Annotated in this window: 10 protein-coding genes; 7 read left to right on the plus strand and 3 right to left on the minus strand. The window is 62.9% G+C overall.

Annotation, left to right across the window (positions count from 1 at the left end; all coding sequences use genetic code 11):
• Positions 1-197 precede the first annotated feature (197 nt).
• Positions 198-1,253: an asparaginase gene (locus CAQUA_RS03940; RefSeq protein ID WP_196824423.1), complete on the minus strand. Its 1,056-nt coding sequence runs from the start codon at positions 1,251-1,253 to the stop codon at positions 198-200.
• A gap of 228 nt (positions 1,254-1,481) precedes the next feature.
• On the opposite strand from CAQUA_RS03940, the gene CAQUA_RS03945 reads away from it, so the two are divergent.
• Positions 1,482-2,075 carry a WKL family lipoprotein gene (locus tag CAQUA_RS03945; RefSeq protein WP_196825608.1) on the plus strand — a complete coding sequence of 198 codons (594 nt, stop codon included), beginning with the start codon at positions 1,482-1,484 and terminating at the stop codon, positions 2,073-2,075.
• An 86-nt stretch (positions 2,076-2,161) separates the two neighbouring features.
• Here CAQUA_RS03945 and CAQUA_RS03950 read toward each other — a convergent pair whose 3' ends face one another.
• Positions 2,162-3,865, minus strand: coding sequence for an ABC-F family ATP-binding cassette domain-containing protein (locus CAQUA_RS03950; protein WP_196824422.1), 1,704 nt, complete (start codon positions 3,863-3,865; stop codon positions 2,162-2,164).
• A gap of 80 nt (positions 3,866-3,945) precedes the next feature.
• Here CAQUA_RS03950 and lspA point away from each other — a divergent pair, with 80 nt between their 5' ends.
• The 6 genes from lspA to ilvA all read left to right on the plus strand — a co-directional run bounded on the left by lspA (position 3,946) and on the right by ilvA (position 12,592).
• A complete protein-coding gene (lspA, locus tag CAQUA_RS03955) occupies positions 3,946-4,497 on the plus strand; it encodes a signal peptidase II (protein WP_196824421.1) in 552 nt (183 codons plus the stop codon).
• Positions 4,494-5,420 (plus strand): RluA family pseudouridine synthase, encoded by a 927-nt coding sequence (locus tag CAQUA_RS03960; RefSeq protein WP_196824420.1) that lies wholly within the window; start codon positions 4,494-4,496, stop codon positions 5,418-5,420. Before lspA ends, CAQUA_RS03960 begins: the two co-directional genes overlap by 4 nt.
• Positions 5,417-5,971 (plus strand): hypothetical protein, encoded by a 555-nt coding sequence (locus CAQUA_RS03965; protein ID WP_196824419.1) that lies wholly within the window; start codon positions 5,417-5,419, stop codon positions 5,969-5,971. The genes CAQUA_RS03960 and CAQUA_RS03965 overlap by 4 nt, the downstream gene beginning before the upstream one ends.
• 10 nt (positions 5,972-5,981) lie before the next feature.
• The gene (dnaE, locus tag CAQUA_RS03970) at positions 5,982-9,551 is read left to right on the plus strand and encodes a DNA polymerase III subunit alpha (protein WP_196824418.1); all 3,570 of its coding nucleotides are present in this window, start codon (positions 5,982-5,984) and stop codon (positions 9,549-9,551) included.
• Positions 9,552-9,844: 293 nt separating this feature from the next.
• Positions 9,845-11,038: an HNH endonuclease signature motif containing protein gene (locus tag CAQUA_RS03975; RefSeq protein ID WP_231375420.1), complete on the plus strand. Its 1,194-nt coding sequence runs from the start codon at positions 9,845-9,847 to the stop codon at positions 11,036-11,038.
• A 162-nt stretch (positions 11,039-11,200) separates the two neighbouring features.
• On the plus strand, positions 11,201-12,592 hold the full coding sequence (gene ilvA / locus CAQUA_RS03980; protein ID WP_196824417.1) for a threonine ammonia-lyase IlvA: 1,392 nt from the start codon (positions 11,201-11,203) through the stop codon (positions 12,590-12,592).
• Between the two features lie 242 nt (positions 12,593-12,834).
• Here ilvA and treZ read toward each other — a convergent pair whose 3' ends face one another.
• A complete protein-coding gene (gene treZ / locus CAQUA_RS03985; protein ID WP_196824416.1) occupies positions 12,835-14,601 on the minus strand; it encodes a malto-oligosyltrehalose trehalohydrolase in 1,767 nt (588 codons plus the stop codon).
• Positions 14,602-14,603 lie beyond the last annotated feature (2 nt).

Consider the following 14,603-nt stretch of genomic DNA (forward strand, 5'->3'; position numbering starts at 1 on the left):
GACGCGGCCGATTTCCGCGCCTTTTGCTACGTCGCCTTGAGTGGTGCTGCCACTCAGCGATAGTTGACGGAGAAAACCGCAGGTCGCGGCCGAGCAAATTTCTTGAGTGGTGCTGCCACTCAGCGAAACGGCCAACGAGTGCCGGTTGGGTCGGCAGAGTGAACCCAGTTTTGCGGCATCAGGCACGAGAGGCTGGGTCAGACTCCAATCAGAGTGCGGGGATCAACGCCTGCCGCGAGTGCCGTCGCCAGCGCGATGCGTGCTTGGCCAGCGCGCAGCCAGCCCGACGGAATCGCACCGAGGTCACCCAGGGTCGTGCCGCCGCCGGCGCCGCCGTAGGCGAACTCGACCGGGCCGAAGGGCACAGCGGTGGTTACCACGACGGGAATTCCGTGATCGAGTGCGCGGGCGATTGCGTGGCCCATGTCATCAGACACATTGCCGGAACCGAGGCCTTCCACCACGATGCCATCTGGTTCGGCCGCGATCACGGCGTCCATCACACCGTCACCAGCACCCGCCCACGCAGCGACGACGGGGATGCGCATACCGGCAAGTCGTACCGGGGCTACGGCGGAATGCGGTCGCGACGGGGGCGGCCCGGCGGGATGCGGAGAGAACGGCGAAGCAGACGGCACCGAGTAGGTGGAGGAAAACGCAGATAGTTCATGGGTGTGATGCTTCACGAGGCCGCGGGCAGGGTGGATCCTCCCACCAAATACGACGGTGGCGCCTCGTCGCCCGGTAGAGACCGGGTCGGCCGGGCAGGTGGGTTGATCGGACGCTGCGGTAGCACCAGCTGCGTATTCGATAGCCAGCTTCAGATTCGCGGGGCCGTCTGGTGCGTCGTGGTCGGCGGGGCGTTGGGCGCCGGTGAAAGTCACGGGACGGTCATGGGTGAGCATGAGTTCGGCAGCGAAAGAAGTATCCACCATGGAGTCAGTGCCGTGGGTGACCACGACTCCACACACGTCGGGGTCGCGGAACTGCTCATGGATGGTTGCTATCACCAGATCCACGTCGGCGAGCGTCATCGACGAGGAATCGAGGCTGCGAATATCAAGGCAGCGCGTGGGGACGCTGGTGCCGCACGACGCGACCAGCTCGGCGCAGGACAGCGTGGGGGTGAGGGCGCCGTCGGCATCCTTCGTGCAGGCAATGGTGCCACCCGTTGCCACCACGGCGACAACAGACGATGCACTTAACGGGTGCGCTTTCACGGGGTCAGTTTCGTAGCAGGCTAGCGAAGACATATTCCTAACGTTGCCACAGCAAAATGAGTTGGGTTTGGTGTTAACCCAACGGTAACGTGGGAAAGAAGTTGATTGCGGGACATCACAGACTCTTACTGAGGCAAAAGACTGAACCCATCACCAACAACCACAACTAGGAGACGAAAAGAAGCCGTGAAGGTTACCTTGACCAAGTCCACACCGACCACGTCCACACTCGTGCCGGCACGTTCAACCGCGAAAAAAGCCATGGCTGCAGCAGTGGCGTGCAGCGCTGCCCTGGCGCTGGCGGCCTGCTCCCAGGATGAGGAAAAAGATGAGGGCAAGGGTGAAGGTGGAAACGCGCCGGCGTCGTCTGCGGCAGCCCCCGTTGCGCCGCCGCCGACCGCGGAAGAACTCAATGCCGTTCTTGTGCGCGCAGCTGACCCGAACCTGCCGATGGACCAGCGCGTCAAGAGCGTCCAGGGCGGCGAAAACGCTGCAGACATCTTCGCGCGCATGACGCAGATTAAAGAGGAAACCGGCGCGAACTTCCAGGTTGTACCGCCGATCCTGCCGGGATACACCCCGAATGAAGTTCTGGCCACAGTCAACCTGACCCAGCCGGACCAAGGCCCGTCGAAGGCAGACAACGTGACCTTCGTCTACGAAGAAGGCCAGTGGAAGCTGTCCCAGATGTGGGCATGCACACTGATTAAGAACACGCTTCCGCCGGAAGAAGTCCCGGGCATGTGCGCGGACACTTCCGCCGCGCCGGCACCGGCACCGGCGAACCCTGCGCCGCAGGGCGACAACGCGGACACGCCACAGGCTCCAGCCCAAGGCGGTGCTCCGGAGCTGTAAAGGCCCGCGGCAGCCGGCTGGCAGCAAGAGCGCCGCAGCAAGCGCGCCGCGGTGAGCCGAGCAAGCGGCTGAGCGCTAGTCAGCCTCTATTCATCGTCGCGCCACACTTCTTCCGTCCACAGCGTGGACAGGGTGAGGATCGTGGCGCGGCGATCTTTTTTGGCGATACGTTCGCGCCAGCGGTGGCGCACCCAGCGGTCGTGGCTGGTGATCACGACGGTGCCCGCGAAATCGTCGAGGGCGTTTTCCAGTTCCTCGGCGAGAGCGAGGGACAGATGGTTAGTCGGCTCGTCGAGAAGCAAAAGGTCCGGTGGGCTGGCCAAAATGATGCCCAGTGACACGCGTCGGCGCTGCCCCAAGGAAAGGTCGTCTAAGCGTTTCGCGGCCTGTTCGTCGGTCATGAGGCCCATTTCCACCAGGGTGGGGGCGCCCGCGGGGGCGTGGGCTTCGAAGACGTCGTTGGGCGTAAGCGACAGATCGTTCCAGCTGTCGTCTTGCTCCAAGCGGGCGATCGTCAGTTCTTCCGGTATCAGGATGTCGCCGTTGTAGGTCGTAAGTTCGCCGTCGATAATGCGCAGAAGCGTCGATTTGCCGGAGCCGTTGGGCCCCTCGACGAGAAGTTGCTGGCCCGGTTGCACCTTGAAGCTAATCGGCGCGAGGCGGTCCGGCACCTCAAGGTCCTTCGCCACGATCGCAGGCACGCCTAACGACGTCGCGGTGTGCGGCGGCAGGCCCTGAAAACTGAGGCGCTTCGGCGGCGCGGGAATTTCATAACGCTTCAGCGTTTCCAGGCGGTTTTCCGCCGCCTTCCTGCGGGCACCAATAGTTTTCGCCGCGCGGTCAGCGAAGAATTTCGCGCTCGCGCGGGTGTCGCTTTTGCTTTCCGACGAATGGAAGACGTCGTCTTCCGTCGCACCAGCTGCCTTCTCTAGCCGGGTGCGTTCGTGTTCTTGTGCCGCGTAATCGGTGGCCCAGCGGCGGCGGCGTTCCTCACGCGCAGCCAGGTAATCGGTGAAGTCGCCGGTGAAGCGGGCGCCCTGCTTGGTTTCTTCGCCGTACCCGCCCTCCGAGCCGAGGCCCAAGTCCAAATCCACGAGACTGTCGCAGGCGGTGTCGAGGAAATAACGGTCGTGGGAGGCAATCAGCACGGGGCCCTTGAATTCGGTGACTTCACTGACCAGGAAGTCCACTGCTTCATCGTCTAAGTGGTTGGTTGGCTCGTCCAAAACCATTGCGTCGACCGGGCGCAGAAGCAGCGTGGCAAGCGCAAAACGACGACGCTGCCCACCGGACATCTCACCCAAAGGAGTGTCCAAATCCACCCCCGCCAAACCCAAACCTGCCAAAACGGTGGCGACGCGGGCATCAAGCTCCCACACGCCGGAATGCTCAGCGCGAGCCAGCGCCAAATCAAATTCCTCAGACAGGGATGCGCTGTTTGCCCCTTGCGACGCGTCAGCCATTTTCAACGAGAGTTCCTCAATGGCGCGTTCGACGCCGCGGAGTTCGTCGACGGCGTCGTCGATAAGCATGCGTGCGGGCGAAGAAAACGGCAGGGACGTCTCTTGCGCAATGAACCCCGTGATCGGTGGGGTGATGATCGTGCCCGCGGTGGGGGAGAGTTCCCCCGCAATCAGCGACAGCAGCGTGGATTTGCCCGAACCGTTCTCCCCGATCAAACCCGTGACGGCCCCGGACGGAACCGCGAAAGAAATATCGGTGAGCACGCGGTGGCCATCTGGGTACGAAAAACTGACTCCGTCGAGGCCAATGTGCAAAGGTGCAACCATGGTTTTTCAACCTACCGCAGCGCGACGTGCGCTGGGTGATCGTCGTGGTTGATGGGCGCTGCGACTACTATCAGGGGTCGATGACTACGCGGAACACTCCCCCCACCAGACTCACCCGACTTTCCGTCGTCGCGGGCATTATGGTGGCGGTTGCTGCCGTTGACCAGCTGATCAAGCAGATCATGGTGTCCTGGCTTGCGCCCGGCGAAGCGTACCCCGTGATCGGGGACTGGGCGCGATTCAAACTGGTCTTCAATCCAGGGGCCGCGTTTTCCATGGGGGCGAACTCAACCTGGCTGTTCACCACCATCCAACTCGCCTTCGTGGTGGGGGCGTTGGTCTTCGCTCCGCGAATGAACGGACGGTGGGAGCGCATCGGCCTAGCGTTGATCGCCGGTGGGGCACTGGGTAACCTAATCGACCGCTTAGCCCGCGAACCGGGCTTTTGGTTCGGCCACGTGGTGGACTACATCTCCATCGGTAGCTTTGCCATCTTCAACCTTGCCGACGTCGCGATCAACATAGGCGTGGCCGTTTTCATCGCCGCGATGCTGTTTGAGAACGCCGCCGCGACGGACGATGCCGTCGCAGCGGACGGAGCCGCAGCGACGAAGGGAAAGGGAGCGGCATGACGCAGGGCTACCGATCCCTCCCCGTGCCGGAGGCGTGCGAAGGCATGCGCGTGGACGCCGCGGTGGCGAAGATCTTTGGTGTCTCACGCACGGTGGCGGCGGAGATGGCAGCGGGCGGGGACGTGGCTGTCAACGGTGCCGCGGTGAACAAGTCCGAGCGCGTCGCCGCGGGTCAGTCGCTGGAGGTCACCCTTCCAGCGCCGAAAACGACGCCGATGCCGAAGGCGGAGCTCGTTGAGGGCCTCGAGGTCCTGTACCACGACGAGGACGTGATCGTGGTGGATAAACCCGTGGGCGTCGCCGCGCACCCGACCTTGGGGTGGGAGGGTCCAACGGTGGTTGGTGGATTGACCGCTGCCGGTTTCACGCTGCCGGACGCGGGGCCGCCGGAGCGCAAGGGCATTGTCCAACGGCTCGACGTTGGCACGTCGGGGGTCATGGTGGTTGCGCAATCTATCCCGGGGTATTCGGTCCTCAAGCGCGCTTTCAAAGAGCGCACGGTGGATAAGACCTACCACGCGGTGGTCCAGGGGCTGCCGGATCCGATCGTCGGAACGATTGATGCGCCGATCGGTCGCCACCCAAGTTCCGGGTGGAAGTTCGCTGTGACTTCCGACGGGCGCCAATCAGTGACGCACTACGAGGTCGTCGAGGCCTTCCGCGAGGCCAGTTTGCTCGACATTCACCTTGAAACGGGCCGCACGCACCAGATCCGCGTCCACATGTCCTCGGTTGGTCACCCGTGCGTGGGCGACCCCATGTACGGCGCAAATCCAAAGCTCAGCGCCCGCGTTGGTCTGGACCGTCAGTGGCTCCACGCCGTGAGCCTCGGCTTTGTTCACCCCGGCACGGGGAAGTGGATGGAGGTAACCTCTCCCTACCCGGCCGATTTGCGCCACGCGTTGGACGTTCTGCGGGCATGAGGAAGCAATTGCGGGCGCTCGCCGTCGTCATCATCGTCCTTGTTATCCCGCTCGGAATCTGGGTACTCGGCGAACGCGCCCAAAAAACGCCTCCCATCCAGGGCGATCAGCTCGGCATGGAGGCTGGCGAAAGCTTCGACGACTACACCCAGCGTGCGAAAGCAACGCATGAATTGCTTGACGACGACACCTCATTCTTCGCGTTGGTCACCTTCCGTCATCCGCTGGATACTGCCCGGGCATCGGAGGTGCTCGACCACATCAAGCGCGTGGATGCCATCGTCGTCGACGGTGTTGCGCCGATCCCCGTCGGTGAGCCGCGGGAGCGGGCGCAACGCGCCTTGGTGTTCGATATCGCGCTTCGTCGGATTGGTGGTGGGGGAGCCGTCGATAAGCAATTGCTCGGCGTAGTGGTTCATGATTCTGGTGCGGCGCTCACATCGCTTAACGACGACCAAGTTGTCGCCGCCGTCGAAGCCCTCCCAGCGGACGCGGTGTGGGGCAATTTCGGGATTCGCACGGGTGGGGAGGAAACCGCGGCGGGGCGATAGACTTGCCCGCATGGCCAAAAAATCCTCCTTTGTTCACCTGCATAACCACACAGAGTTTTCGATGCTCGATGGCATGGCGAAGGTGGACCTGCTGGCGGAGGAAGTTAACCGGCTGGGCATGCCCGCGGTGGGCATGACGGACCACGGCAACATGTTCGGTTCAAACGCGTTTTATCGGCGCATGACGGCGGCGGGGATTAAACCCATCATCGGGATTGAGGCGTACATGGCGCCGGATTCCCGGTTCAACAAAAAACGCGTGTTGTGGGGGACGCCGGACCAAAAGTCGGACGACGTGTCGGCCTCGGGTGCGTACCTGCACCAAACGATGCTGGCGGAGAACGCCGATGGCCTGCGGAATCTGTTCAAGCTGTCGTCGTTGGCGTCGTACGAAGGGCAGCTGGGGAAGTGGCCGCGCATGGACGCGGAACTCATCGCGGAACACGCGACGGGCATTATTGCGACGACCGGGTGCCCGTCGGGGGACGTACAAACCAGGCTGCGGCTGGGGCAATTCGACGCAGCGCTTGAGGCCGCCGCGATGTGGCAGGACATTTACGGGAAGGACAACTACTTCCTGGAGTTGATGGACCACGGCCTGCACATCGAGCGGCGCGTGCGCGATGACCTGCTGCGCATCGGCGAGATGCTGGAGCTGCCGCCGCTGGTGACCAACGACTGCCACTACGTGCTGGAATCGCAGGCGCCGGCGCACGAGGCGATGCTGTGCGTGCAGACGGGAAAGACCCTGCTGGATCCGGACCGCTTCAAGTTCGACGGCACCGGGTACTACATCAAATCCGCCGAGCAGATGCGCGACCTGTGGGATTCGACCGTGCCCGACGGGTGCGACAACACCTTGTGGATCGCCGAGCGCGTCGGGGACTACGGGGAGCTGTGGGAGGAGCACCCACACGACCGCATGCCGATCGCGACGGTGCCAGAGGGGGAGACGCCAACGACGTGGCTGCGCAAAGAGGTCCACAGGGGTCTCGCCGAGCGTTTCGACGGCTCCTTTGAATCCGTGCCGCGCGAATACGTGGAACGGGCGGACTACGAGATCGACGTCATTGATATGAAGGGCTACCCGTCCTACTTCTTGATCGTTGCGGAGCTGATTAAGCACGCGCGTTCCGTGGGCATTCGGGTGGGGCCGGGCCGTGGTTCAGCCGCGGGGTCGTTGGTGGCGTACGCGCTGACGATTACGAACATTGACCCGATGGAGCACGGCCTGCTGTTCGAGCGATTCTTGAACCCCGAGCGCCCGTCAGCGCCGGATATCGATATCGACTTTGACGACCGTCGTCGCGGCGAAATGCTCACCTACGCGGCAGAGAACTGGGGCGAAGACAAGATCGCGCAGGTGATCACCTTCGGCACGGTGAAGACCAAGCAGGCGATCAAGGACTCCGCGAAGGTGAACTTTGGTCAGCCGGGCTTCCAGATGGCTGACCGGATCAACGCTGCGCTGCCGCCAGCGATCATGGCGAAGGACATTCCGCTGTCCGGCATTACTGATCCGGAGCATGCGCGGTACTCGGAGGCGACCGAGGTGCGTTCCATGATTGAAACGGACCCGGACGTTGCGAAGATTTATGAGACCGCGCGGGGGCTGGAGGGCGTCGTTAGGCAAGCGGGCGTCCACGCGTGTGCCGTGATTATGGCGTCGGTGCCGTTGATTGAGCACATCCCCATGTGGAAGCGCCCGGCGGACGGGGCGTACATCACCGGCTGGGACTACCCGGCGTGTGAGGCCATTGGCCTGTTGAAGATGGACTTCCTGGGGCTGCGCAACCTCACGGTGATCGGCGACGCGATTGAAAACATTCAGAAAAACCGCGGCGAGACCGTCGACCTGGAGGGCCTCGACGTGGATGACCCGGCGGTGTATGAGCTGCTCTCGCGCGGCGACACGCTCGGCGTGTTCCAGCTCGACGGCGGCGGTATGCAAGAGCTGCTCAAACGCATGAAACCGACGGGCTTTAACGATATCGTCGCGTCGCTGGCGCTCTACCGTCCCGGCCCGATGGGTGTGAACGCCCACTGGGACTACGCCGACCGCAAGAATGGCCGCAAGCCAATCACTCCGATCCACCCTGAGCTCGAAGAGCCGCTGCGCGAGATTCTCGACGAAACCTACGGCCTCATCGTGTACCAGGAGCAGATCATGCGTATCTCGCAGAAGCTGGCCAACTACACCGCCGGTGAGGCCGACAGCTTCCGCAAGGCAATGGGTAAAAAGAACGAAGCCGTGCTGGCTGCACAGTACGAGAAGTTCGCCGGCGGCATGGTGGACAACGGTTACTCGCGCGAGGCGATTGACACCCTGTGGGAGACGATCAAGCCGTTCGCGTCCTACGCGTTCAACAAATCCCACGCTGCCGGGTACGCGCTGGTGTCCTACTGGACCGCTTACCTCAAGGCGAACTACACGGCGGAATACATGGCGGCGCTGCTCACGTCCGTCGGCGATAAGAAAGATAAATCCGCGATCTATCTTGCCGATTGCCGCCACCTGGGCATCCCTGTGCTCCCGCCGGACATCAACGAATCCGAGCAGAACTTCATGGCTGTGGGCACCGACATCCGCTATGGCTTGGCCGCGATCCGCAACGTTGGCGCGGAAGTCGTGGAATCGATCATGGAGACGCGACGGACGAAGGGCACGTTCGCATCCTTTTCCGACTACTTGGACAAAATCGACCTCCTGCCGTGCAACAAGCGCATCACCGAGTCACTGATCAAGGCCGGTGCCTTCGACTCTTTGGGGCACGCCCGCAAGGGACTCATGCTGGTGTTTGAGGACGCCGTCGATTCCGTCCTGACCACGAAGAAAGCTGCGGACAAGGGGCAGTTCGACCTGTTTGCGGGGTTCGGGGGCGACTCCGATGAGGCCGCCGTGAACGCGTTCACCATCGACATTCCTGACGACGAGTGGGAAAAGAAACACAAGCTTGCCCTCGAACGCGACATGCTCGGCTTGTATGTATCTGGTCACCCACTCGACGGCTACGAAGAAGCCATCGAAGCTCAGACCGACACGCCACTGACCAAAGTGCTGAGCGACGAACTGAAAAACAAAGAAGAAGTGACCATCGGCGGCATCATCGCCGGCGTTGACCGTCGTTTCAGCAAAAAGGACGGGTCGCCGTGGGCGATCGTCACCCTGGAAGACCACAACGGTGCCCAGGTGGAAGTGCTGTTGTTCAACAAGGTCTACGCGTTGGTTGCGCCGCAGATCGTGGAAGACAACATCATTTTGGTCAATGCCCACGTGTCCATCCGCGACGACCGACGCAGCCTGTTTGGCAACGACGTCAAGGTCCCTGAACTCGGCCCCGGTAACGGTGCTGGCCTGCCGCTGCGACTGACCATGCGCACCGAGCAATGCACGTTGGATAACATCCGCAAACTCAAGCAGGTACTTGCCAACAACCCGGGTGATTCGGATGTTTACCTCACCCTCGTCCACGGCGATGAATCGCAGCTGATGATCCTTGGCGACCACCTTCGTGTCGAGCGCTCCGGCAGCCTCATGGGCGACCTCAAGGCCGCGCTGGGAACGGGGATCTTGGGCTAGCCCGCCGCCTGCGCCGCCCGCGCCGCCCGCGCAGCTATCCGCCGCCCGCGCCGGCGCGCTGCGCGGGCGGCCTGTGGATTTCCCACCCACACCGCTTGACCTCGCGTTTCTTCCCGCGCCGCTCGGTACCTGTGGAATTTTCACGGAGAATTCCACAGGTTTTCGGCGCTCCAAAATTGCGCCTGTGTTTTTGTGCTTAACTTTTGTTCACGGGGGAACCCGCACGCAGATGCTTGAGCCACACGCTTGAACCATCAGGCAGAAAACACACCACAACATCACATGGGGGGACCATGAGGACAACGTATGAAAATCCGCCGGACGTGGGCGCGCCACCAACGGCTGATCCGGAATTCGGGTCGTCGTCAAGCTTCGCGGCCTACTACAACGCGATTACGAACAACGCGCTAGACATCATCGCCACGTTCGACCGCGATCTCGCGCGCAGCGGCGCGCTGGAGGGGACGCACGCTCGCGACTTGGAGGACCTTCACGACGCGTATTTCGGACCGACCAAATTCACAGCGAAGCAGCGCGCAGCGCGCGACAAGGCACGCGCGGGCAGATTCTCCTTGGACAGGCTCGTCGCCATTGAACGTCGGTTGCGGAAAATCACAGACGCTTCCGAGCGCTGGGAGCTCCGACTGCGACTGCTTGGCATCAGGGGCTCGCTCGCGCGCCTCAAGGCCGAAGCCAAAAAGATCGTGCCCGCAGACGACACGCCGCCAAGCCCCGGGGTGCGGTTCACGCGCTCGCGCCACCAGATGCGCACGATGACGGTCACCGCCAACGAGCGTGATCTCGCGGACCTCGAACGTGAACTGGCCAACGCCATCGACACCACAAAGCCACGGGGCCCTCAGCTTGCCGACGCATTCCTTTCCCTCATCCGCAGTGATTCGGATGCGGCGGGCGGGATTCATCGCGCGGTCCCGGAACCGCTCATTCTCGTGCCGCTTCACGCGCACACGCGCATCATCGACGGCGGGGGAGAGGAAGTCACGCTCGTGCTTACCGACGGCACCCGCATCAGCGGCGCCGATTACCTCAACCAGTTCATTGCCGGCCAACTCGGCCCGTTGAAGGCGGCTTTGTTCCACCCGTCGGAAGGCGCTGTGAATCTCTACGATGCAGACCGGTTTGCCAACGACAAACAACGCACACTTCTGCGGGCCACATCTCCCATGTGCCCGGTGCCGGACTGCAGGCGCAGCGCTGACCATTGTCAGTACCACCACATCACAGCCTGGAAACACGGTGGGCACACGAACATGAACAACTTGAGCGTGTTGTGCCCGTATCACAACCAAGTCAACGATGATGACCCTGGTTTTTCCTACCGCGGCTCAATTCATCATGATCAAGGGGACAAGGTGTGGGTGTCGCCCGGAGGGTACCCCGTGCAACATGACTTCAACGCCGAGTGGGGGGCGATGAGCCAACTGTTCGGCCCCAGGAGCTACGACGGGGGTGTGCTGCCCGGCTAGCCGCCCGCCCGCACCGGCCCGCCTGCCCGCCCGCCCGCGGCTGCGACTCGGCCCGCCTGCCCGCCCGCCCGACCCGTTGAAACGGAAACCGCTCAACGGGCATATCGGCATGCCCGCAGCCACATGCGAGGTATTTCGAAAGCAGGGTTAAGATTGCGTTCTATGACATCCGCCCCGGAACACGATTCTGAACGCGAGAACGACAGCACGGCGCACGGCGCGGCGCGCAGCGGCGCGTCGCAACCCGGCGCGGCGCCGGACACTTCTGCGCAGCACAACGCCGCGGGGAGCATCGCCCCGATCCGCGCTGCGGATATTCAGGTCGCGCAGGCAGATATTTCGTCGATAATTGAGCCCACGCCCCTGCAGTATTGCCCGCGGCTGTCGCAGCAATACGGGGTCGAGGTGTACCTGAAACGCGAAGACCTCCAAGACGTGCGCTCGTACAAGATCCGCGGGGCGTACTACACGATCGTCAACCTCACCGAAGAGCAGCGCAATGCGGGCGTCGTCGCCGCGAGCGCGGGCAACCATGCGCAAGGCGTGGCGTACGCGTGCCGCGCGCTGGGTATCGACGGCACCATCTACGTCCCCGCCCCCACCCCTAAACAGAAACGCGACCGCATCAAGGTCCACGGCGGGGACCGCATCAACCTCGTGGTCACCGGCCGCAACTTCGATGAAGCGGCCGAAGCAGCGCGTGCCGACGCGGCCGAGCGCGGCGCGACCCTCGTCGAACCGTTCAACGCCCGCGACACGATCATTGGTCAAGGCACTGTCGCAGCCGAGATCATCACGCAGATCACCGGATTCGGAAAATCATTGGACACGATCATGGTTCCCGTCGGCGGCGGCGGCCTGATTTCCGGTGTGACTTCCTACCTCGCAGACATTTCGCCCCGCACGGCGGTGGTGGGGATTGAGCCGGCGGGGGCGCCGTCGTTAAGCGCTGCGATGAAAGCTGGGGGACCTGTGACCTTAGAGTCAATCGACCCCTTCGTTGATGGCGCGGCCGTGAAGCGCATTGGCGACGCGAATTACCACGTCATCGAAGAAAACCAAGGCCGCATTCACCTCATCGAAGTCGACGAAGGCGCCGTGTGCACTGAGATGCTGTCGCTGTACCAAAACGAAGGCATCATCGCCGAACCTGCCGGCGCACTGTCCGTGACCGGGTTGGCGGAGGTTAGCCACCGCCCCAACGCGACCGTTGTGTGCATCATTTCTGGCGGCAACAACGACGTCCTGCGCTACGCCGAGATCATGGAGCGATCGCTGGTCCACCGCGGACTGAAGCACTACTTCCTCGTCGATTTCACGCAGGAGCCCGGCCAGCTGAGGCGCTTTCTTAACGACGTCCTCGGCCCCGACGACGACATCGTCTTGTTCGAATACCTGAAGAAGAACAACCGCGAAACCGGCACCGCGTTAGTCGGCGTTGAGCTTGCGCGGCCCACGGATTTGCAGCCGCTGCTCGAGCGCCTCGAAACCGCCGACTTCCAGACCCGCCGCCTCCAGCCCGGGACGCAGGAATATGAGTACATCGTGAACTAGACGGCCGCCGTGAAACGACCACCCGTGCAACACGCCCCGTGAAACGGCCACCGTGTAACTCGCCCCTCGCACGCGGGTTGGCGTGAAACGACCACCCGTGCAACCCCACCAAAGCGTTTTCCGTAGCGTTTTCCGACGTTTCCAGCGCACAATTCAGGCAGAGCGGGGAGAGGCAGCGCGGCGCGGGCAGTGAGGGCCGCCGGGGCAGCGGGGGCGCGGGGCGCCGGGGCGGAGGGTGCGGGTTAGCGACGGATTATCGCGAAGCCCCAGGGGTCCAACTTGGTTTCAGTGGCTCCGACTTCTGGGTTGGTGTAGGAGTAGAGAAGCTCGCCGCCCACGGGTGCGGTCACGGGTTCGTTGGAGAAGTTGGCGGCGAGGATAACCTCGTCGTAGCCCATGGTGAGCCAGCTGCCTGGGTAGCCGTCGCGGGGTTCGGGGGTGGTGCCGTGGTCGACGTGCAGCTCGCGCAAGTCGTCGCGCGCGAGGCCCAGCTGGCGGCGAAGGGTGAGCAGGACCTTGTAGGTTTCGTACATGTCAACCGCGGCGTCGTCGAAATTCCAGTCGATTTTGGCCGATTCGAAGGTGGCGGGGTCGGCGGGGTCGGGAACAGTTGACATGTTCCAGCCGTAGCGGGCGAACTCGTGGGCGCGGCCTTCGCGGGTGAGTTTGTTTAGGTTCTCGTCGTCGTGGCTGACAAAGAACGGGAACGGCGTCTGTGCGTAGGATTCTTCGCCCATGAAGATCATCGGCGTGAACGGGCTGAAGAAAATCACAGCAGCTTTCAGCGCGTGTTGCGCTGGCGTCAGGTTCATCGACGGCCTGTCACCGGCAGCGCGGTTGCCTACCTGGTCGTGCGTGGTGGTGTAGGTGATCAGTTTCCACGGCGCGATCTCGGCTAGGTTCAGAGCGCGGCCGTGGGTGCGGCCGCGGTAGTTCGACCAGTCGTGGCGGAAACGGTAGCCGTGGCGCAGGGTGTCGGCCAGGATCTCAATCGTCCCGAAGTCCTCGTAATACGCCATCGTTTCCCCGCTGACGACGGAATGGAGTGCATGGTGGACGTCGTCAAGCCATTGCGCGTCCAGCCCATAGCCGCCGCGGGAATAGTCGGCGATGATCCGCGGGTCATTCAAGTCACTTTCGGCGATGATGATCGGGTTCGGTCCGTTCTTTACCTCAATCGCATCGGCCACCAGGTTGATTTCCTCCATGATGGAGTACGCCGCCCGGTCGTCGTAGGAGTGCACGGCGTCCAGGCGCAGGCCGTCGATGTGGAACTCGTCCAGCCACTGCCGCACCGCATCCAGTACGTACGCGCGCACTTCATCGGAGGCCGCCCCGGACAGGTTCACTACGTCGCCCCACCCCGTCGTCCCGGCGGTGGTATAAGGCCCGAACAACCCGTTGTAGTTCCCGTCCGGCCCGAAGTGGTTGAACACTACGTCCAAGAACACGCCGACGCCTTTGTGGTGCGCCGCGTCGACAAGCTTTTTCAGCCCCTCCGGCCCGCCGTAGGACTCTTGGACGGCGAACCATTCCACCCCGTCGTAGCCCCAGTTCCGGGTCCCGCCGAAGGGTTGTACAGGCATGAGCTCAATCGTCGTCACGCCAAGCTCAACGAGGTAGTCAAGCTTTTCAATGATCCCTTCAAACGTTCCAGACGGTGTGAAGGTGCCTACGTGGAGCTCGTAGATGACCTGGCCTTGAAGCTCGTAGTTCGTCCAGTGGTCATCGGTCCATTCGAACGCCGAATCGACGACCTCAGACAGCCCGTGGATCCCGTCTGGCTGCCGCCGTGAGCGCGGGTCGGGGAAGGGGCCGTGCCATGAGGAGCCGTCGTTAAGCGAAAAGCCGTACCTTTGTCCGGCGACCTTGACCACGTCGCACGTCCACCACCCAGAGCGACCGTCTGCGCGCCTCATGTCGTGCGTCGTGCCGTCGACGACCACTCGCACGTCGTGCGCGAGCGGCGCCCACACCTCAAAAACTGCGCCTGAATCCACTGAATCCATAG

It is taken from the genome of Corynebacterium aquatimens, from assembly GCF_030408395.1.
Classification (GTDB): Bacteria; Actinomycetota; Actinomycetes; order Mycobacteriales; family Mycobacteriaceae; genus Corynebacterium; species Corynebacterium aquatimens.

Coding starts and splice junctions, on each gene's coding strand:
- CAQUA_RS03945 (WP_196825608.1), top strand. CDS start 1,482: ATGGCTGCAGCAGTGGCGTGCAGCGCTGCCCTGGCGCTGGCGGCCTGC.
- CAQUA_RS03975 (WP_231375420.1), top strand. CDS start 9,845: ATGAGGACAACGTATGAAAATCCGCCGGACGTGGGCGCGCCACCAACG.
- CAQUA_RS03940 (WP_196824423.1), bottom strand. CDS start 1,253: ATGTCTTCGCTAGCCTGCTACGAAACTGACCCCGTGAAAGCGCACCCG.
- CAQUA_RS03960 (WP_196824420.1), top strand. CDS start 4,494: ATGACGCAGGGCTACCGATCCCTCCCCGTGCCGGAGGCGTGCGAAGGC.
- CAQUA_RS03950 (WP_196824422.1), bottom strand. CDS start 3,865: ATGGTTGCACCTTTGCACATTGGCCTCGACGGAGTCAGTTTTTCGTAC.
- ilvA (WP_196824417.1), top strand. CDS start 11,201: ATGACATCCGCCCCGGAACACGATTCTGAACGCGAGAACGACAGCACG.
- dnaE (WP_196824418.1), top strand. CDS start 5,982: ATGGCCAAAAAATCCTCCTTTGTTCACCTGCATAACCACACAGAGTTT.
- lspA (WP_196824421.1), top strand. CDS start 3,946: ATGACTACGCGGAACACTCCCCCCACCAGACTCACCCGACTTTCCGTC.
- CAQUA_RS03965 (WP_196824419.1), top strand. CDS start 5,417: ATGAGGAAGCAATTGCGGGCGCTCGCCGTCGTCATCATCGTCCTTGTT.
- treZ (WP_196824416.1), bottom strand. CDS start 14,601: ATGGATTCAGTGGATTCAGGCGCAGTTTTTGAGGTGTGGGCGCCGCTC.